Here is a 19,525-nt window from a genome sequence, read left to right as displayed (position 1 = left end):
GCTCAGGGTTTCTGCCAGACATGCAGGACATCGGCGCCGAGGGCGCGCGTCTCCATGAGGCGAAAGCGCGGCGCGTCCTCCAGCCGCTCCACGCCCAGTGCGCCGAAGACCGGCTGACCCTCCGCGCCGAGCGCGACGCCCGCTGTCACCCCGGCCAGCACGTCCACCAGATCGGCCGCGAGCAGCGAGGCCGCGAGCGCGCCGCCGCCTTCGCAGAAGACGCGCGTGATCCCCTCGCGCCCCAGGGCCTGCAGCACGGCATGGGGATCGAGCTGCCCGCCCGACACCGCGCAAGGCAGCAGCCGCGCGCCCAACCCGCCCCAGGCGCGCACGAGCTGGGCGTCCGCATCCGCGCCATGACAGACCCAGACCGGCACGTCCCGCGCGGTCTGCGCAAGCTGGCCCATGAGCGGCAGATCGAGCCGGCGCGACACCACGACCCGCACCGGCTCATGGGCGACGCCAAGCCCCCGGACCGTCAGCGCGGGATCGTCGGCCCGCGCCGTGCCCGCCCCCACCATCACCGCGTCGTGGCGGGCGCGCATCCCGTGCACCCAGCGCCGCGCAGCGGCACCGGTGATCCAGCGGCTCTCGCCCGTCGCGGTGGCGATGCGCCCGTCGAAGGACGCGGCGAGTTTCAGCGTGACGAGGGGGCGCCCCTGCTCCACCCGGCGGAAGAAACCCGCATGATCGGCGCCCGCGGCCTCGGCCAGGACACCCGTCGTGACCTCCACGCCGCGGCGGCGCAACGCCTCGAACCCCTGCCCCGCGACGCGCGGATCGGGATCCGTCAGAGGCGCGACCACGCGCGCCACCCCCGCGTCGGCAAGGGCAAGCGCGCAAGGCGGCGTGCGGCCCTCATGGGCGCAAGGCTCCAGCGTGACGTAGGCCGTGGCACCCTGCGCCGCGGCCCCGGCCTCTGCCAGCGCCTCGGTCTCGGCATGGGGGCGGCCGCCGGGCCGGGTCCAGCCGCGCCCCACCACACGGCCGTCCCGGACGATGATGCACCCCACCGCCGGGTTCGGCCACACGTGCCCCTGGCCGCGCCGCCCGAGCGTGAGCGCCACGCGCATCCAGCGGGCGTCGCCCCCGGTCATGACTTGTCTTCGACCTCCGCGCCCATCTTCGGACGCAGCTCGGACATGAAGTCCTCGAAGTCCTCGACCGCCTGGAAGTTCTTGTAGACGGAAGCGAAGCGCACATAGGCCACGGTGTCGATCCGCGCCAGCGTTTCCATCACGATCTCACCGATCACCTTGGAGGGGATGTCCGTCTCGCCCATGCTCTCCAGGCGGCGGACGATCCCGCTGATCATCTGGTCCACGCGCTCGGGATCGATCGGGCGTTTCTGCAGGGCGATGCGGATCGAGCGTTCGAGCTTGTCGCGGTCGAAATCCTCGCGCCGCCCGTTCGACTTGATGACCACCAGGTCGCGAAGCTGCACCCGCTCATAGGTGGTGAACCGACCCCCGCAGGCCGGGCAGAACCGTCGCCGCCGGATCGAGACGTGATCCTCTGCGGGCCGCGAGTCCTTCACCTGCGTGTCGATGTTTCCACAAAACGGGCAGCGCATGGGCCATCCCCCTCGGTTGTCTCTGCCTCTGCCTCTGGGGTGTTTCCTCCAGTTCGACACTATCACTATAGGCAGGCCGCCAGATCGCGGGTAGCCCAAAACAGGACGCGCCATATCTCCTTTCCGGGCCGTTGCAATCGCGCCCCTCCGGCGCGGGGCCGACGTCGCGCGCGACCTTTCCCGGCGGCGTCCCGCCATGAGCCCGCGAGCGCGCGATCGCGCGCCGGACGCCCCTCGGCATCGAGGCGTCGCCGCCCGGCAGACCTTCGACGATTTGGCGGAACTCGGCCGCGCGAGGCCCCGCCCGCGGCCCCGTCGTCGATCTGGCGCGCGCAAGAAAACAAGGCCCGGCCCGAAATTGGCGGGCCCGCCTGCCCGGGGAACTCCTTGTCGAAGACATCAAAGGACGGTGCGCCACCCGCAGCAAGGAGGCGCGCCGTGCGCGGATCACCGACACGCGACACGCTCAGACGAGGCGGCGCGGGCCGGTCTCAGCTGTCGAAGATGCGCATGCCCTGCTGGTCGATCAGCATCCGGGCCTTGCGAAGCGAGGCGTCGCGCGCGGTGTCCTCGTTCTCGATGGTGTCGGCCCGGATCATCCGGTGCACCTTCACCTCGCCGTCCACCTCTCTCTCGATGCGCGCGCCGACGCGCCACCCGGCGTCGTCGCGCACGGGCTCCGCGAAGATGCGGAAGCCGTCATGCTCCACCGGCTCGGGCCCGACTTCGGGCCGGGGCTCGGGCGCGCCGCCGCCGAAGAGACGCGACAGGATGAACATGCTACTGATCCAGGAACGAGCGCAGCTTGCGCGAGCGGCTCGGATGCTTGAGCTTGCGCAGCGCCTTGGCCTCGATCTGGCGGATGCGCTCTCGGGTGACCGAGAACTGCTGGCCGACCTCCTCGAGCGTGTGGTCGGTGTTCATCCCGATGCCGAAGCGCATGCGCAGCACCCGTTCCTCGCGCGGGGTGAGCGAGGACAGCACCCGCGTCGTCGTCTCGCGCAGGTTGTCCTGGATCGCGGCGTCGAGGGGCAGGACCGCGTTCTTGTCCTCGATGAAATCGCCGAGCTGGCTGTCCTCCTCGTCGCCGATGGGCGTTTCGAGGGAGATCGGCTCCTTGGCGATCTTCATCACCTTGCGGACCTTCTCGAGCGGCATCTGGAGCTTTTCCGCCAGCTCCTCCGGCGTGGGCTCGCGGCCGATCTCGTGCAGCATCTGGCGCGAGGTGCGCACCAGCTTGTTGATCGTCTCGATCATGTGCACGGGGATGCGGATGGTGCGTGCCTGGTCCGCGATCGAGCGGGTGATCGCCTGGCGTATCCACCAGGTCGCGTAGGTCGAGAACTTGTAGCCGCGGCGATACTCGAACTTGTCCACGGCCTTCATCAGGCCGATGTTGCCTTCCTGGATCAGGTCGAGGAACTGCAAGCCGCGGTTGGTGTATTTCTTGGCGATGGAGATCACGAGGCGCAGGTTCGCCTCCACCATCTCCTTCTTGGCCTGCCGGGCCTCCTTCTCGCCTTTCTGGACCTGCGCCACGATGCGGCGGAATTCCGAGATGTCGAGGCCGACATACTGGCCCACCTGCGCCATGTCGGCGCGCAACTCGGCCGCCTTGTCGGCGGAGCGCTCCAGGAAGGATTGCCAGCCACGGCCGGGTTTCTGCGAGATACGCTCGAGCCAGGTGGGATCGAGTTCGTAGCCGCGATAGGCGTCGATGAAGTCGCGCCGGTTGATCCGCGCCTGGTCGGCGAGCTTCACCATCGCGCTGTCGATGGACATGATCCGGCGGTTGATGCCGTAAAGCTGGTCGACCAGCGCCTCGATGCGGTTGTTGTGCAGGTGCAGCGAGTTGACCAGCTGCACGATCTCGGCGCGAAGGGTCTGATAGGCGGTCTCTTCGGTGTCGCTGAAGGCGCCGTCCTCGTTCAGCGTCGCCGAGATGCGCGCGTCCTGCATGTGACGCAGCTTCTCGAAATCCTCGGCGATACGGTCGAGCGTCTCGAGCACGCGCGGCTTCAGCGCCGCCTCCATCGCGGCCAGCGACATGTTGGCCTGCTCTTCCTCGTCGTCCTCGTCCTCGCGCGCGATCGGGTTGCCGTCGGCGTCGAGTTCGGGCTGCTCCTCGGATTGCGCGCGCTGCGCCTGGGGTTGAGGCTGGGCCGCCACGGTCCCGCTGTCGACCACGGGGGCGTCCGCCTCCTCGTCACCGAGCTGGTTTCCGAAGGTCGTCTCGAGGTCGATGACGTCACGAAGCAGAATGTCCTCGGACAGAAGTTCGTCCCGCCAGATCGTGATGGCCTGGAAGGTCAGCGGGCTCTCGCACAGCCCCGCGATCATCGTGTTGCGGCCGGCCTCGATCCGCTTGGCGATGGCGATCTCGCCCTCGCGCGACAGCAGTTCGACCGACCCCATCTCGCGCAGATACATGCGCACCGGGTCGTCGGTGCGATCGAGCTTCTCGCTATCGGACCCGGCCACGGCCACGTCCTTGGAGGTCGACGCCTGCACCAGATCGGTCGAACCCTTGTCGTCGTCCTCCTCGACCTCTTCCTCCTCGATGATGTTGATTCCCATCTCAGAGAGCATCGACATCACGTCCTCGATCTGCTCGGACGAGACCTGGTCGGGCGGCAGAACCTGGTTGAGCTGGTCGTAAGTGATGTAGCCGCGCTCGCGCGCCTCGCCGATCATCTTCTTGACCGCTGCCTGGCTCATGTCGAGCGTCAGGGCGGCCTCCTGATCCTGGTCCTCGGGCTTGCGGTCGTCGGTATCCTTGGCGGCCATTCAGATCTCCCGGCTGACAGGGTCGATTCGGTTAACGCGAATCAATAGCGCGGCGCGGCGATTCGGACACCCCGCGCAGGTCGGTTTTTCGCGGGCTGTCGTGGCCCGACCTCACTTGCGGCCCTTGCTGTCCGCAATGCTGTCGAGCAGCGCCCGAAGCGTGTCTCGTTCGGCTCGGCTGACGCGGGCGCCGTTTGGGCCAGTTTCATACTCGACCTTGTCCTCATGTCCAATGCGCGTGGCGCGGTGGTTGGCTTCCGCCGCCTGGCCAAGCCGCCATGTCAGCGTCTCGTCGGCCACCTGCGCCAGATCCTCTTCCGCTTCCCGGATCTCCATCTGCAGCCCGCGAATCGCATCGAGCTTTGCGAACTCCTCCGACAGTGTCTGGCGCGCCAGCTCCACATCCCCCGGCCGGCGCAGACACGGCGTTACCGCCACATGGTCCGTGGCGGCCAGCCTTTCAAGGGGCTCTGTCCCGAGCGTCGCCTCGATCGCCGCGCGCAACTCCGCCGCGTCGGCATCAGGGCGGGCAAGCAGCGCCGTGCGCAGCGCGTCGTGATCGGGGTCTCGGCACTCCAGCGCCTCGAGCGGTGCGGCCACCTCCTCGATCAGCGCGGGATGGGCCAGCAGCGTGGCCAGAATCACCGCCTCGCGCAGATGCCCCGTCACCTCGTCCCCGGCCGAGACCAGCAGCGACTGCCGCGTGCTGGACATCGGCGACAGGGATCGCTGGCCGCTGCCAGGGCGTACGCGCCCGCCGAATCCTTGCCGCGCCGGGCGGAAAAGCTCCCAACGCAGGGACCGGAAGGCCTCGCCGTAATGCGTGCGGATCGACGGATCCCGGATGCGGCCCACCGCGGCGCGCAGCGCCTTGTCGAGCGCGGCCCTGCGCTCGGGGCTGTCGAGCGAGCGGCCCTCGGTCTCGCGCCGCCAGAGCAGGCGCACCATCGGCAGCGCCTCGTCGAGGAGCTTGCGCAGCGCGGCCGGCCCCTGCGCGCGCAGCAGATCGTCCGGATCCTGCCCCGGCGGCATCAACGCGAAGCGCAGCCCCTTGCCCGCCTCCAGAAGCGGCAGCGCGAGATCGATCAGGCGATAGGCGGCCTGAAGCCCGGCGCGGTCGCCGTCGAGCGCGACCACCGGTTCGTCCGCGATCCGCCACAAAAGCCCCAGCTGGGTTTCCGTGATCGCCGTTCCGAGCGGCGCCACCGCCGCCTCGAACCCGTGGGTGACGAGTGCGATCACGTCCATGTAGCCCTCGGCCACGACGAGCGGCTGCCCCTTGCCCGCCGCCTCGCGCGCGGGGGCGTGGTTGTAGAGGTTGCGCGACTTGTCGAAGAGGGGCGTCGCGGGAGAGTTGAGGTATTTCGCGCGGGCTTGCGGGGACATCGCCCGCCCGCCCAGGGCGATGGCACGTCCCCGCGGATCGCGGATCGGAAAGACGATGCGGTCGCGGAAGCGATCGTAGGGCGCGCCGCCATCGTCGGGCCTGGCGCAAAGCCCGGCTTCCACGATCAGGTCGTCCGCCACCCCCTTGTCCCGGAGATGACGGTAAAGCCCTTGGCGCGCGTCCGGCGCGAAGCCGATCTCGAAACGCGACAGCGCCGCGTCGTCGAGGCCGCGGCGGGCGAGATAGGCCCGCGCCTCGGCCGCCGCGCCGGTGGAGAGCTGGAGCCGGAAATGCCGCACCGCCTGCTCCATCACGTCGGCGAGCTCGGCGTTGCGGTCGGCCTTCTCCTTCGCCTTCGGGTCACGGGCGGGCATCGGCAAGCCCGCCTCGCGGGCGAGGATCTCGACGGCCTCCATGAAATCGACGTTTTCCGTCTCGCGGACGAAGGAGATGGCATCGCCCTTCGCGTGACAGCCGAAGCAATAGTAGAAGCCCTTGCGGTCGTCGACGTGGAAACTGGCCGTCTTTTCCTGGTGGAACGGGCACGGCGCCCACATGTCGCCCTTGGCCTGGTTCGATTTCCGGTTGTCCCACAGAACCTTGCGGCCCACGACCTGCGCGAGGCTGGTGCGGGTGCGCAATTCGTCGAGGAATCCGGGGGGCAGGCTCATGGCCCGAATATCGGCCGCACGGGCGCCTCTGTCCAGCGTCGCCCGTGAAAGGATCAGGCAGCGCCGCGGCCGTTCGGGGTCACTGGTTCCGGCAGGCGGCCTCGTAGGTGTCGGCCACGTCGGCGCCGAGCTGCCCCTCGGGAAGCGACCAGACCCATTCCACGATGAGCGGCACCGCCTCTGCATAGGCCTCGGCCCGGCCTTCGAGCGCGCCGGCCACGGCCTGCGTGGCGGCCTCGGGCGCCTCTCCCGCGCTTCGCTGCTCCACCGCCGCGGCGACGATGCTCGCCTGTGCGGCACAGTCCTCCGGACCGGTTTGCGCGGCGGCGGCCAGGGGGGTGAAAAGCGCGGCGGCGACAGTCAGGGTCAGGCGGGTCATGGAACCTCCTCGGGATGCGTCCCGTCAGGACATAACGCGCGGGCCCCCGCCTGTCACCCGGCGCGGCGGGCCGCGATGCCTTCCATCGCCTGGCGAAGCTCGTGAACGAGCGTCCGCGCCATGGAGCGGAACGCCATGATCCGGATCGCCTCGGGCCCGGTCCGCACGAGGCTCACGTTCATGTGGCCGAGAAGCGTGCGCGCGGCAAAGCCCTCCGGGAAGGCGGAGGGCCGCAGGTCGACCGGCACGAGCCGCGCGAGCGCCTCCGGCCCGTCCGCCCCGGAAAGTGTCACCACAGCCCAGGCGTCGGACTGGTCGGTGAGCGCGGCGTGCTCGGCAAGCGACGCGTCGGGCACAGGGCCCATGAGCATCGCCTGGTCGTGGCCCGTCCAGACCACGGCGGCGTCCGCCCCCAGAACGGCGCGGCCCGGATCGGGCCAGCCGAGACCATGCGCCGTCTCGAGCGCTTTGCCCAGCGCCGCCGCGCCGCCAGGCCCGGGCATGAGCGAGGTGATGTGCCCCGGCGTCACCTCGGTCAGGCGCAGGCGGCCCGTTTCCACCGGCAGAAGCCCGTCGCAGGGCGTGAGGGGAGGCAATTCAGCCACGGATCCGCTCTCCTTCAGGGTCGAACTGGACGGGGTCCTGCACCCGGCAGGCCACGCGCCGCCCGCGCAGGTGGTCCACCATCATCACCGTCTCGCCATGCCGCGCGCGGCCGTTGCGCAGGAAGCCGAGCCCCAGCCAGCAGCCGAAGGTGGGCGACGGCCCCACGGAGGTGACATAGCCCTGGGAATTCTCGCGCACGGGCGCCGCGCCCTCCTCGAAAAGATGCGCACCGGCCCCGAGCGGGCGCGCCGCATCGAGCGGGCGCAGCCCGACGAGTTGTTCGCGGTGATCGCCGACGAGGCCCGGCCGCTCGGAGGCGGCCTTGCCCACGCAGTCCTTCTTCGCGCTCACCATCCGCGCCATGCCGATGTCGAAGGCGGTGGTGCGCCCGTGGATCTCGGCATGGGTGATGAAGCCCTTCTCGATCCGGAGCACGTTGAGCGCCTCCATCCCGTAGGGCCCGCCGCCCAGCGCCTCTGCACGGGCCACCAGCGTGCGGAAGAGCGCGTCGCCGTATCGCGCGGGCACCGCGACCTCGTAGCCCTGCTCGCCCGAGAAGGAGATGCGGAAGAGCCGCCCCGCCACGCCCAGCACGGAGACCGGCCCGCATCCCATGAAGGGGAAGGCGTCGCTGTCGAGGCCGCCATCGACGATCCCGTCGAGGAGTTCCGCCGCCCGCGGGCCGGCCACGGCGAACTGCGCCCACTGCTCCGTCACCGAGACGAAGCGCACGTCGAGCTCGGGCCGCAGACCCTGGTGCACGAATTCGAGGTGGCGCATCACCTCCCCCGCCGCCGCGGTGGTGGTGGTCATCAGGTAGTGCGTCTCACCGAGCCGCGCGGTGGTGCCGTCGTCCATGACGTGGCCGTCCTCGCGCAGCATGAGCCCGTAGCGGACCCGCCCCTCCTTCAGCGTCGAGAAGGTGTTGGCGTAGACGAAGTCGAGGAAGGCCGCGGCGTCGGACCCCTGGATGTCGATCTTGCCCAGGGTGGAGACGTCCGCCACGCCCACCGCCTCGCGCACCATCGTCACCTCGCGCGCACAGGCGGGATGCCAGCCGGTCTCGCCCGGCTGCGGGAAGTAGCTCGGCCGGTACCAGAGCCCCGCCTCGATCATTGGCGCGCCCCGCTCGAGGCTCGCGCGGTGGCTCGTGGTGAAACGCTCGGGCGCGAAGCCCTTGTCCTGCGCGCCCGCGCCCATCGCGGCGATGGAGACGGGCACGAAGGGCGGGCGGAAGGTCGTGGTGCCGGTCTCGGGGATGCCGCGCCCGGTCGCGTCGGCAAGGACGGCCAGCGCGGCGACGTTGGAGTTCTTGCCCTGGTCGGGCGCCATGCCCTGGGTGGTGTAGCGCTTCATGTGCTCGACGGAGCGGTAGTTCTCCTGCGCCGCGAGCTTCACGTCCTTCACCGTCACGTCGTTCTGGAAATCGAGCCAGGCGCGCCCCTTGCCCGGCACCGCCCAGAGCGGCCGCAGCCGGTACGGCGCGTCCTCGGCCTCGGGCAGCGGGATGTCGGGAAGCTGCCATCCGAGATCGGCAAGCGCGCCGGCCGCAGTCCGCAGCCCGCCCGCGAGACAGCCGTGGGTGGAGAAATCGCCCGCGCAGGCGCCTGCGGGGACGAGCCCCGGCACCGCGCCCTCGGCCGGCACGAAGGCGGCGATGTCGTCGCGCCAGACCGGGTGGCCGTTCATGTGGCAGGTCAGGTGAACCGACGGGTTCCAGCCCCCCGACATGGCCAGGCACTGCGTCCGGATGCGCTCGATGCGGCCGTTCTCCAGCCGGATCGTGACGGACTCGAGGCCATCCCTGTCGCCGTCGGTGCCGCAGACCGTCGCGCCGCGAAAGACGCGCACGCCCTCGGGGCCGCGCGCGTCGGTGCGGCTGTCCACCAGCGCGGCCACGTGCACACCCGCGGCCTGCAGGTCGCGCACGGTTCGGTGGGCGTCATCGTTGTTGCCGAAGACGACGACGGAGCGGCCCGCCGCGACGCCCCAGCGGTTGAGGTAGGCGCGCACCGCCGAGGCGGTCATGATGCCGGGGCGGTCGTTGTTCGCGAAGGCGACCGGACGTTCGAGCGCGCCCGCCGCGAGGATCGCGCGCTTTGCCACGATCCGCCAGAAACACTCCTGCGGCAGCGTTGCGGGCGGGTCGGCGCGGTGGCTCGCCAGCCGTTCGAGCGCGCCGTAGGTGCCCTGGTCGTAGGCGCCCGTCACGGTGGTGCGCGGCATCAGCCGCACATTGTCCATCGCGGCAAGCTCGGCCAGGACCTCGCGCGCCCAGCCGTGGGCCGGCTGGCCGCCAACCTCCTCCGTCTCGGCGAGAAGGCGGCCGCCCATCTCTGCGTTCTCGTCGGCGAGGATCACGTCCGCGCCCGCGCGCCCCGCGGCAAGCGCCGCCATCAGCCCTGCCGGCCCCGCCCCGATCACCAGCAGATCGCAGAACGCGAAGGCCTTCTCGTAGCGGTCGGGATTGTGCGCGCGCGAGAGCGCGCCGAGTCCGGCCGCGCGGCGGATCGCGGGCTCGTAAAGATTCTCCCAGAAGCTCCGGGGCCACATGAAAGTCTTGTAGTAGAAGCCCGCGCCCAGGAAGGGCGCGAAGAGGTCGTTGACGCTCAGCAGATCCCACGAAAGCGACGGCCAGCGGTTCTGGCTGCGCGCCTCGAGCCCCTCGTAGAGCTCCTGCATGGTGGCGCGGATGTTGGGCTCCGCCGCGGCGCCCCGGCCGATCGTCACCAGCGCGTTGGGCTCCTCCGAGCCGGCGGTCAGCACGCCGCGCGGGCGGTGATACTTGAAGCTGCGCCCGATCAGGCGGATCCCGTTCCCGAGCAGCGCGGCCGACAGCGGCTCGCCCGCGCGGCCGCGATAGTCCACCCCGTCGAAGCGGAAGGAGACCGCGGGCGCCTCCGCGTTGCGTCCTGCCCCGGCGACCCTCATGCCGCGCCCTCCCCGGCTGTCACGTCGCGGGCGAGCGCGGCGGAGAAAACCTCGTGCGTGCGCGTGTCCCGCTCGACCACGAGCCACGCGGCGCAGCCCGCCTCGTGATACCAGAGGTCGCGGGTGCGCCCGGCCGGGTTCTCGCGGTTGTGCAGGTAGTCGTCCCATGCCTCCGCGCCCGCGTCCGGCGCGGGCCGGTCAAGCGCCACCGCCGCGCCCTTGTAGGTGAACTCGCGCAGGTCGCGCGCGCCGCAGAGGGGGCAGTCTATGCGCATCGGCCCGTCATCCCTTCGCCGTTCGCGGGCCGCACCGCCGTCCGCCCGCCCGTCACCGCAACTCTCGCGCCCGAAGCATGCCGCATCGTCCGCCCCTCAGTGCAGATTGTGCTGAGAGCCCGTGCCCTCTTCGTCCATCAGCCCCTGCCCGGTCCGGAACCGGTCGAGGCGGTAGCCCGCCGCCGGCGCGTGGTGCCGGTCGGTGGCCATCAGGTGCGCGAAGGAGAAGCCCGAGCCCGGCACCGCCTTGAAGCCGCCGTAGCACCAGCCGCAATTGAGGTAGAGCCCCTCCACCGGCGCCTTGTCGATGATCGGCGAGCCGTCGGGCGTCATGTCCATGATGCCGCCCCAGCTGCGCAGAACCCGCGCCTTGCCGATCATCGGCATCAGCGTCATGCCCGCCTCCATCACGTGCTCCACCATGGGCAGGTTCCCCCGCGCCGCGTAGGAGGCGTAGAAGTCGAGGTCGCCGCCGAACACCAGCCCGCCCTTGTCGGACTGGCTGATGTAGAAGTGCCCCATGCCGAAGCTCACGACGTGGTCGATCACGGGCTTCAGCCCCTCGGTGACGAAGGCCTGCAGGATGTGGCTTTCGATCGGCAGGCGCAGCCCGGCCATCGCGGCGACCTGGCTCGAGCGTCCGGCGACGACGATGCCCAGCTTCTTGGCGCGGATCGCCCCACGGGTGGTCTGAACGCCGGTCACGCGGCCGCCCTCGATGTCGATGCCCGTCACCTCGCAGTTCTGGATCAGGTCCACGCCGCGCCGGTCCGCGCCGCGGGCGTAGCCCCACGCCACGGCGTCGTGACGCGCGGTGCCGCCGCGCGGGTGCAGCAGGCCGCCGTAGATCGGAAAGCGGGTGTTGTCGAAATCAAGGTAGGGCAGGTGTTTGCGCACGCCTTCGCGGTCGAGCAGGATCGCGTCGTCGCCCTGGTTGATCATCGCGTTGCCGCGGCGGGCGAAGGCGTCGCGCTGGCCGTCCGAGTGGAAGAGATTGATGAGCCCGCGCTGCGAGTGCATCACGTTGTAGTTCAACTCGTCCTCCAGCCCTTCCCAGAGCTTGAGGGAATGCGAGTAGAATTCCGAGTTTCCCGGCAGGAAGTAGTTGGCGCGCACGATGGTCGTGTTCCGGCCCACGTTCCCGCCGCCGATGTAGCCCTTCTCGAGCACCGCCACGTTGGTCAGGCCATGCTCCTTGGCCAGGTAGTACGCGGTGGCCAGGCCATGGCCGCCACCGCCGACGATGACGATATCGTACTCCGGCTTCGGCTCGGGGTCGCGCCAGTGCGGCGCCCAGCCCCGATTGCCTGCAAGGCCCTCCCGGAAAACCCGGAACCCCGAAAACCGCATCATCCGCTCCTTCGCGCGCCGCACCGCCGGCCCGCCCGACTGAACCAACTCGGCCCCTTGATAGCAATGGGGCAACAGGTCTGCCCAATCGCTTTTCGACAAATCGGGGCCGATCCGCGACTGCGCGTTGCGCGACATCAATGCACACGCCGTCTCGTGCCTGCATTCTGGGCAGGATCGCAACCGGGACGGGGGGATCATGGGCGGTATCGTCGTGTGCTACTCGCTGGGCGGGAAGACGCGGAAGGTCTGCGAGCGGATCGCGGAGCTCACCGGCGCGCCGCTGCACCAGCTTGCGGCGCCGGGACCGGGGCCCGGCCCGCTGGCCTTCGTGGTCTGGAGCATGCGCACCGTCTTCGGAACGGCCACGCCCGTGGAAGCGCCCGACGCGCTCGACCCCGGCAGCGCGGACTGGGCCGTGCTGGCGGCCCCGCTCTGGGTCGGAAAGCCCGCGCTGCCGATGTCGCGATGGCTCGACACGCGGCCCGCCCTGCCCGACCGGATCGGCCTCGTGATCACCAGCGGTGCTGCGAAGCGCCCCGATGGCGCCTTCAGTCAGATGGCGGCCGAGGCCCGGCGGCGGCCGGCCGCGACGCTTCACCTTCCCGAGGGCCGCGTCGGAAAGAATTCCGCAGCCACCGAGATCGCCACGTTCTGCGACACCATGACCGGCTGACGCGCCGCCGGCCTAGAGCCCCTTGGCGCGATAGCTCGCGGCCACGCGGTCGATCGACACCAGGTAGGCGGCGGTCCGCAGGTCCTGCACGTCCTCGCGGGCGTGCCAGACCTCGCGCATCTTCTGGTAGGCGGTGCGCATCGTGTCGTCGAGCCCCGAGCGGACGAGTTCCTGCTCGTCGGCACCGCGCAGATACCGTTTCTTGAAATCGGGCGACAGGTTCCAGGCGTCGCCCAGCATGTGGTCGAGCCGCTCGAGCTCGCGCACGATGAGTTCGTGACGCGCCTCTTCCTGCCTGCGCTGCATCCGGCCGAAGCGGATGTGGCTGAGGTTCTTGACCCACTCGAAATAGCTGACCGTGACGCCGCCGGCATTGGCGTACATGTCGGGGATGATGACGCAGCCCTTCTGGCGCAGGATGTCGTCCGCGCCCGCTGTCACCGGACCGTTCGCCGCCTCGATGATGAGCGGTGCCTTGATCCGCTCGGCGTTGCCCATGTTGATCACGCCCTCGAGCGCCGCGGGGATCAGGATGTCGCACTCCGTCTCGAGCAGCGTCGCGCCCTCGGCGGTGTGCGTGGCATCGGGGAACCCCGTGACGCCGCCATGCTTGAGGATCCACGCCCGCACCGCATCCACGTCGAGCCCGGCGGGATTGTAGAGCGCGCCGTCCCGCTCGACGATCCCGGTGATGCGGCAGCCGTCCTCGCCGGACAGGAAGCTGGCGGCGTGGTAGCCAACGTTGCCGAGGCCCTGCACGATCACGCGCTTGCCGTCCAGCCCGCCCTCGAGCCCGGCCTTGGCGACGTCCTCGGGATGGCGGAAGAACTCGCGCAGCGCGTATTGCACGCCGCGTCCGGTGGCCTCCACCCGGCCGGCGATTCCCCCGCCGTCGAGCGGCTTGCCGGTGACGCAGGCGCGCGCGTTGATGTCGGTGGTGTTCATCCGGTTGTACTGGTCCGCGATCCAGGACATCTCGCGCTCGCTGGTGCCCATGTCGGGTGCCGGCACGTTCTGCGCGGGGTTGATCAGGTCGCGCTTGATGAGTTCGTAGGCGAAGCGGCGGGTGATCCGCTCCAGCTCGTCCTCCTCGTATTCGCGCGGATCGATGCAGAGCCCGCCCTTGGAGCCGCCGAACGGCGCCTCCACCAGCGCGCATTTGTAGGTCATCAGCGCGGCCAGCGCCTCGACCTCGTCCTGGTTCACCGCGAGGGAATAGCGGATGCCGCCCTTCACGGGCTCCATGTGCTCCGAATGCACCGACCGGTACCCGGTGAAGGTCTGGATCTGCCCGCGCAGGCGCACGCCAAAGCGCACGGTATAGGTGGCGTTGCAGACGCGGATCTTCTCCTCGAGACCGGGCGGCAGGTCCATGAGCGCCACCGCCCGGTTGAACATCAGGTCCACGCTCTCGCGGAAGCTCGGTTCGCGAATCGGCGCCGTCATTTTCACTGTCCTCCCCTGGCGGTTCATGGCAGTCCCCGCGCATCGCGCCCGAGTCGTGCCGCTCTTTTCCGCCGACCGTAGGATGCCCGCGCGTCCGGATGCGAGGGATTTTTTGCCGGCCTTTGCCGCGCGGACTTGCAGAAACGATTCGGGTGTCGCCCGGCGGGATCGTTTCCGCACCCCGGAGTTTCCAGCGGGAACGCCGGATTTGTTAACCTTTGCAGCGCAATTGCAGCGCAATGACGCCCGAAGTGGCGCGGTGTCGTCCAATTTCTGCCACTTTTCAGAGTAATAAGGAAGTCTGCGCGCTGGGCTGGGGGCTTGGCAAGGGTAGCGATCATGGTGGAATTGGCACGAGGGCAGCGTTTCCTGGACGCGTGCCGCAAGGCGTCGTCCAGGAGTGAAACAGCGATCGCGCGGTGCTTCGGCCGCTTCGGCCGGGACGAACGCGGCGGGATGGCGATCTGGTCGATCTACATGTTCCTCATGATGCTCATGGTCGCGGGGATCGGCGTCGACTTCATGCTCAACGAGATGAAGCGCACGCGCCTTCAGGCCACGCTCGACCGGGCCGTGCTGGCCGCGGCCGACCTCGATCAGACGCTCTCGCCCAAGGGCGTCGTGCAAAGCTATTTCGACAAGTCCGGAATGGGGGACTTCCTCGCCGAGACTGCGGTGACGGATGGCCTGAATTTCCGCTCCGTATCGGCAGACGCGTCGAGCCAGACCAGGACGCTCTTCATCGACATGCTCGGCATCGACTACCTCAGCGCCCCGGCCGTCGGCACCGCGGAGGAGGAGATCCCCAACATCGAGATCTCGCTCATTCTCGATATCTCGGGCTCCATGCGCTACAACAATCGCATGGACAACCTCAAGCCGGCGGCGGAGGAGTTCATCAGCACGGTGCTGCGCGGTAACGCGGCGGACACGACCTCGGTCAACGTCGTTCCCTATGCCGGGCAGACGAACCCCGGCCCGGTGATGTTCGATTACCTGAACGGCGTCCGTTACCACGAAACCGGGGCGGACCACTTCCCGGAATGGGCGCAGGACATCTCGAACGTCGTGTTCTACTACGACACGGAAGAGCCGTTCGGAACGGTCGACGAGGACGACTTCGCGGTGAAGATCGACGGTTTCCCGGACAGCGGCACCGGAACGCATATCAGCAACGACCTCGACGATTTCTTCCACCTCGCGCGGTCCTACATCGCCTCGCAGGCGCCGGACCTGGATCAAAGCCGCATGACCGTCGGCGTTTCTATCAAGGGCGGACGTCAGGCCACCGAGTACTACGCCTACGAGGAGGGCGGCACGGCCGCGCCCGACAGCGGCCCGACCGATTTCCGCGACGTCGACCTAGAACTCAGCTACTCGGACTTCTTCGCCAACCAGTTCCCGAACGTCTCCTCCTGCCTGGAACTTGAATCGGCGGACTTTACGCATTCGGGCCTGCCGCAGACCGGCCTGGGCCAGGTGCCGCACTTCATGTACTGGGACATCGCCGCGAACGTGATGGACTGGGGCTGGTGCCCCGAGGACGATACCCGCATCCAGTATGCGCAGAACGACGAGAGTTCGCTGCGTGGCTTCATCCGGGACATCCGGATGCATGACGGCACGGGGACCCACTATGCGTTGAAGTGGGGTCTCTCGCTGCTCGACCCGGCCACGCGCCCGGCCTTCACGCATCTCGCGGGCCACGGGCAGGTGCCGGCCGACTTCACGGATCGTCCGTCCGACTGGAACGCGGAAGGCTGGCGCAAGGTGATCGTCCTCATGACCGACGGTCAGATCACCGACCAGTACCGCCCGACCGAGCCGATGAACCCCGACAATGCCACCGTCGAACTTCAGAACCAGTCCAGTTCCAAGCGCGAACAACTGTCCTCGCGCTCGACGAACCTCTCGCGGTTCTACGCGCTCTGCAACTTCGCCAAGGACAACGGCGTGACGGTCTACACGATCTCGTTCGAGGCGCCGAGCAACGCCCGAACGGAGATGCGGAACTGCGCCTCCTCGCCCAGCCACTACTTCGACGTCGACGGCCTTGAAATCTCCGACGCCTTCGTCGCGATCGCGAGCCAGATCAACCAGCTGAGGCTTACCCAATGAGACGCGGCAAGTCCCGGCTGGCGCGATGGCTCGGGCGCGAGGATGGGTTCATGACCATCGAGTTCGCGATCTGGATGCCGCTGTTCATGATGATCCTCTACGCGACGATCGAGCTGGGGATCATCACGATGCGCCACGCCATGCTCGAGCGCGGTCTCGACATGGCGGTGCGCGATCTGCGGCTGAGCACCGGTGCGCCGCCGCAATACTCGGATCTTCGGCAGAGCATCTGCGACAACGCGGCGATCATTCCGGACTGCACCAACGCGCTGAAGCTCGAGATGGTGCCCAACGACATGCGCGCCTGGCAATCCCTGCCCGACAAGCCGGACTGCGTGGACCGGTCGGAAGAGGTGAACCCGCTGCGCGAGTGGACGCCGGGCAAGTCGAACGAACTGATGCTGCTGCGCGCCTGCCTGAAATTCGCGCCGCTCACGCCCGCAAGCTGGCTCGGCCAGAACATGGCGTCCGACGCATCGGGCGACGTCGCGCTCGTCGTGAGCTCTGCCTTCGTGCAGGAACCCTGAGGAGTATGGCGGGATGATGACACTTTGGCGCGATCGCCTTCGCTGCTTCCTCGACGAGACGCGAGGCAGCCTGACCGTGGAAGCGGTGATCCTGATGCCCATCATTCTCTGGGCATTCTCGGCCACCTACGTCTTCTTCGACATGTTCCGGCAGAACAGCGTCACCCACAAGGCCGCCTTCACGATCGGCGACATGCTCTCGCGCGAGACGCTGGAGATCACGCCGACCTACCTCGACAACACGCTGACGCTTTTCGACATGCTGACCGACGGGGAGCTCGAAAACCCGGGCGTCCGCGTCTCGGTCGTGCGCTGGGACGAGGACACCCAAAGCTACGACCTGCGCTGGTCCCAATCGCGCGGCGGGGCCGGCGAACTGACGCCGGATCAGGTCGCGGATTGGGACGGCGTCCTGCCGTCGATGGTCGATGAAGAACAGATCATCCTGGTGCAGACCTGGGCCGACTACAATCCGCTCTTCAGGGTCGGTATCGGCCAGCAGCAGTTCGAGACCTTCGTCTTCACGCGCCCGCGTTTCGCGCCGCAACTCGTTTGGTCGGACAGCTGAGCAGGCTCAGCGATCCCGCTTTGCCAGCCTGAGCGAAATGAGGTCCGCCATCGCGCGGGCCTCTGCGCGTGAGGTCATGCCGCCCACGCCGACCCGGCGGCCGGTGCGCCACCACAGGCCCGGGCGCCAGACCCGGGGGCTTCGCGGCGCGGCAAGGCGCAGAAGAAAGCCACCGGACGGCTTGAAGGCGAACATCCCGCGATCCAGTCCCTCGATCTCGTCCAGGCGGGCGATCAGCGTGCCGTCCGTATCACGCAACCCCTGGGCGGTCAGTTCCACCGCGCCCGACGTCGCGCGGCGCATCTTCTCGCCGGTCCAGAGCGCGGCTCCCGCCGCGAAGACGAGAAAGACCTGCCAGGCCGGCGCGGGCGGCGCCGCGAGCGCGAGGTAAAGCAGAAGCGCGCCGAGAGCGTAGGTCACGCCCAGCCCGAACCACCGCCGCCCCGGCGAGGGCGCAAGCCGCACCTCCACACTGTCGTGCCGCTCATCCCGCTCGCTCATGCCTGCCCCGTCCGCTGGTTCGACGCGTGGTCTAGCGCGGGCACGCGGCGATGGCGAGGGGCCGGCGACTGTGCGGTGCCGCACACCGGCCCTCTCGCCCCCCGCGTTGCTCGCGGACGCGACGCCCCTTATCTGCCGTGATGTCACATCAATCCGGAGAGAGCGCCATGTCACTCAGACCGACCGTCGAGACCCGCCGCGCGCAGCCGACGCTTGAAGGCGCGGGCGTGCACCTGCACCGCGCCTTCGGTTTCCAGGATCCATCGGAGCTCGACCCGTTCCTGCTTTTCGACGACTTCCGCAACGATGTGCCCGAGCACTATCAGCGCGGCTTTCCCTGGCACCCGCACCGCGGCATCGAGACGATCACCTATGTGCTCGAGGGCACGGTCGATCACGGCGACAGCCTCGGCAATGTCGGCTCGCTCGGCGCGGGCGACGTGCAGTGGATGACCGCCGGGTCGGGCATCCTGCACCAGGAGATGCCGAAGGGAAACGCGGCGGGTCAGATGCACGGCTTCCAGCTCTGGGCGAACCTGCCGTCGTCGCTGAAGATGACCGCGCCCCGCTATCAGGACGTGAAAGGCACCGACATTCCCGAGGTGATCGACGATGACGGCACGCGCGTGAAGGTGATCGTGGGCGAGTTCTGGGGCAGGACCGGCCCGGTGGACGGCATCGCGGCGGAGCCGCAATATCTCGACATCTTCGTGCCCGCGGGCGTGAAGAAGACGTTCCGCATCGACACCTACCGCCGCGCCTTCGCCTACGTGTTTCACGGCGCGGGCGTCTTCGCCGACGCGAGCCAGCCCGCGGGCGTGCTGCTCGAGAAGGAGATCGCCGGCCAGGAAGTGAACATCCGCGACCTGTCGGGCGACCGCACTCTCGTGCGCTTCGGCACCGGCGACGAGGTGACGGTGCAGGCCGGGCCGGAGGGCATCCGCTTCCTGCTGATCTCGGGCGCGCCGATCCGCGAACCCGTCGCCTGGCATGGGCCGATCGTGATGAACACCCGCGAGGAGATCCTGCAGGCCGTGACCGAGTTGCGGAACGGCACCTTCATCCGGGCCGACTGACCGCGCGCCGGGATCGGGCCAGGGCGCGGCCCGGCCCCGGATCGGTCAGGCCGCCGCGACCGCCTTGCGCACCATGTCCCAGTGGATCGCCTCCACCTCGGCAAGCGAGAGCCGGCCGTCCGCGCGATACCAGGTGTTCACGCCGTTCAGCATGGCGATGAGGGCGAGCGCGGCGATCTTGGTGTCGGGCACCGCGAAAACGCCCTCGGCATCGCCATCGCGCAGAATGGTTTCCAGAAAGGTCTCGTAATCCCGCCGTAGCCCCTCGATCACGGCGAAATTCTCCGGCTCCAGATTGCGAAGCTCCATGTAGGAGATGAAGACCGCCTCGGGGCGCTCGAGGTGGAACCGGATGTGAAACCGGGTGAACGCCTCGAGCCGCGCGAGCGCGGGGCCCGAGGCGGGCAGCGCCATGCGCGCCGCCAGCAACTCTTCCATGTGATTTTCGAGAAGCGAGAAGAGCAGCGTCTGCTTGTCGGGCGTGTAGCTGTAGAGCGCCCCGGCCTGAACACCCACCTCGGCGGCGATCCGGCGCATCGAGACCGCCGCGTAGCCGTGGCGCGCGAAAAGCTTCAACGCGGCCGCGCGCATCCTCGGGCCGGTCACCCCCGCATGCGATCCTGCCGTGCGTGCCATGGGTGGCAGGATTTACTG

Annotated in this window: 18 protein-coding genes; 5 read left to right on the top strand and 13 right to left on the bottom strand. The window is 69.0% G+C overall.

The features are described from left to right. Positions 1 to 2: 2 nt before the first annotated feature. The 10 genes from ribD to AB6A69_RS05215 all read right to left on the bottom strand — a co-directional run bounded on the left by ribD (position 3) and on the right by AB6A69_RS05215 (position 11,959). Entirely contained in the window at positions 3 to 1,097 is a 1,095-nt protein-coding gene (gene ribD / locus AB6A69_RS05260; protein WP_371059996.1) for a bifunctional diaminohydroxyphosphoribosylaminopyrimidine deaminase/5-amino-6-(5-phosphoribosylamino)uracil reductase RibD, read from the bottom strand. Continuing rightward, the gene (nrdR, locus tag AB6A69_RS05255) at positions 1,094 to 1,573 is read right to left on the bottom strand and encodes a transcriptional regulator NrdR (protein WP_371039194.1); all 480 of its coding nucleotides are present in this window, start codon (positions 1,571 to 1,573) and stop codon (positions 1,094 to 1,096) included. Before nrdR ends, ribD begins: the two co-directional genes overlap by 4 nt. Before the next feature lie 491 nt (positions 1,574 to 2,064). After that, positions 2,065 to 2,352, bottom strand: a complete 288-nt coding sequence (locus AB6A69_RS05250; protein WP_371059995.1) for an HlyU family transcriptional regulator — start codon at positions 2,350 to 2,352, stop codon at positions 2,065 to 2,067. A gap of 1 nt (position 2,353) precedes the next feature. Then, the gene (gene rpoD / locus AB6A69_RS05245) at positions 2,354 to 4,360 is read right to left on the bottom strand and encodes an RNA polymerase sigma factor RpoD (protein ID WP_371059994.1); all 2,007 of its coding nucleotides are present in this window, start codon (positions 4,358 to 4,360) and stop codon (positions 2,354 to 2,356) included. Positions 4,361 to 4,471: 111 nt separating this feature from the next. Then, positions 4,472 to 6,418 (bottom strand): DNA primase, encoded by a 1,947-nt coding sequence (gene dnaG / locus AB6A69_RS05240; RefSeq protein ID WP_371059993.1) that lies wholly within the window; start codon positions 6,416 to 6,418, stop codon positions 4,472 to 4,474. A gap of 79 nt (positions 6,419 to 6,497) precedes the next feature. Beyond that, positions 6,498 to 6,797 (bottom strand): hypothetical protein, encoded by a 300-nt coding sequence (locus tag AB6A69_RS05235; RefSeq protein WP_371055718.1) that lies wholly within the window; start codon positions 6,795 to 6,797, stop codon positions 6,498 to 6,500. Positions 6,798 to 6,850: 53 nt separating this feature from the next. Then, positions 6,851 to 7,402, bottom strand: a complete 552-nt coding sequence (locus tag AB6A69_RS05230) for a sarcosine oxidase subunit gamma (protein WP_371059992.1) — start codon at positions 7,400 to 7,402, stop codon at positions 6,851 to 6,853. Then, positions 7,395 to 10,334, bottom strand: coding sequence for a sarcosine oxidase subunit alpha family protein (locus tag AB6A69_RS05225; protein ID WP_371059991.1), 2,940 nt, complete (start codon positions 10,332 to 10,334; stop codon positions 7,395 to 7,397). Before AB6A69_RS05225 ends, AB6A69_RS05230 begins: the two co-directional genes overlap by 8 nt. Further along, positions 10,331 to 10,609 carry a sarcosine oxidase subunit delta gene (locus AB6A69_RS05220; protein ID WP_371039201.1) on the bottom strand — a complete coding sequence of 93 codons (279 nt, stop codon included), beginning with the start codon at positions 10,607 to 10,609 and terminating at the stop codon, positions 10,331 to 10,333. The genes AB6A69_RS05225 and AB6A69_RS05220 overlap by 4 nt, the downstream gene beginning before the upstream one ends. A gap of 96 nt (positions 10,610 to 10,705) precedes the next feature. Continuing rightward, a complete protein-coding gene (locus AB6A69_RS05215) occupies positions 10,706 to 11,959 on the bottom strand; it encodes a sarcosine oxidase subunit beta family protein (protein WP_371055721.1) in 1,254 nt (417 codons plus the stop codon). A gap of 199 nt (positions 11,960 to 12,158) precedes the next feature. Between AB6A69_RS05215 and AB6A69_RS05210 the strand changes: the two genes are divergently transcribed. Then, positions 12,159 to 12,635 (top strand): hypothetical protein, encoded by a 477-nt coding sequence (locus AB6A69_RS05210; RefSeq protein WP_371059990.1) that lies wholly within the window; start codon positions 12,159 to 12,161, stop codon positions 12,633 to 12,635. Between the two features lie 12 nt (positions 12,636 to 12,647). Here the strand turns inward: AB6A69_RS05210 and AB6A69_RS05205 are convergent, their stop codons facing one another. Further along, complete coding sequence (locus AB6A69_RS05205) at positions 12,648 to 14,081, bottom strand: Glu/Leu/Phe/Val dehydrogenase (protein WP_371059989.1); 1,434 nt, start codon at positions 14,079 to 14,081, stop codon at positions 12,648 to 12,650. Positions 14,082 to 14,537: 456 nt separating this feature from the next. Here AB6A69_RS05205 and AB6A69_RS05200 point away from each other — a divergent pair, with 456 nt between their 5' ends. The 3 genes from AB6A69_RS05200 to AB6A69_RS05190 are packed head-to-tail and all read left to right on the top strand — an operon-like array spanning position 14,538 to position 17,294. Beyond that, positions 14,538 to 16,199: a pilus assembly protein TadG-related protein gene (locus AB6A69_RS05200; protein WP_371059988.1), complete on the top strand. Its 1,662-nt coding sequence runs from the start codon at positions 14,538 to 14,540 to the stop codon at positions 16,197 to 16,199. A gap of 50 nt (positions 16,200 to 16,249) precedes the next feature. After that, a complete protein-coding gene (locus AB6A69_RS05195; RefSeq protein WP_371039206.1) occupies positions 16,250 to 16,726 on the top strand; it encodes a TadE/TadG family type IV pilus assembly protein in 477 nt (158 codons plus the stop codon). 13 nt (positions 16,727 to 16,739) lie between these two features. Continuing rightward, a complete protein-coding gene (locus AB6A69_RS05190; RefSeq protein ID WP_371059987.1) occupies positions 16,740 to 17,294 on the top strand; it encodes a TadE/TadG family type IV pilus assembly protein in 555 nt (184 codons plus the stop codon). Positions 17,295 to 17,300: 6 nt separating this feature from the next. On the opposite strand, the gene AB6A69_RS05185 is transcribed toward AB6A69_RS05190, so the two are convergent. Then, positions 17,301 to 17,795 carry a hypothetical protein gene (locus tag AB6A69_RS05185; protein ID WP_371059986.1) on the bottom strand — a complete coding sequence of 165 codons (495 nt, stop codon included), beginning with the start codon at positions 17,793 to 17,795 and terminating at the stop codon, positions 17,301 to 17,303. Between the two features lie 167 nt (positions 17,796 to 17,962). Here AB6A69_RS05185 and AB6A69_RS05180 point away from each other — a divergent pair, with 167 nt between their 5' ends. Then, positions 17,963 to 18,871, top strand: a complete 909-nt coding sequence (locus AB6A69_RS05180) for a pirin family protein (protein WP_371039209.1) — start codon at positions 17,963 to 17,965, stop codon at positions 18,869 to 18,871. A gap of 45 nt (positions 18,872 to 18,916) precedes the next feature. Here AB6A69_RS05180 and AB6A69_RS05175 read toward each other — a convergent pair whose 3' ends face one another. Next, positions 18,917 to 19,507, bottom strand: a complete 591-nt coding sequence (locus tag AB6A69_RS05175; protein ID WP_371059985.1) for a TetR/AcrR family transcriptional regulator — start codon at positions 19,505 to 19,507, stop codon at positions 18,917 to 18,919. Positions 19,508 to 19,525 lie beyond the last annotated feature (18 nt).

The organism is Rhodosalinus sp. 5P4 (genome assembly GCF_041365695.1).
Lineage (GTDB): Bacteria > Pseudomonadota > Alphaproteobacteria > Rhodobacterales > Rhodobacteraceae > Rhodosalinus.
Note: the sequence above shows the minus strand (reverse complement) of the source record. Positions and strands in the feature narration are given on the sequence as shown.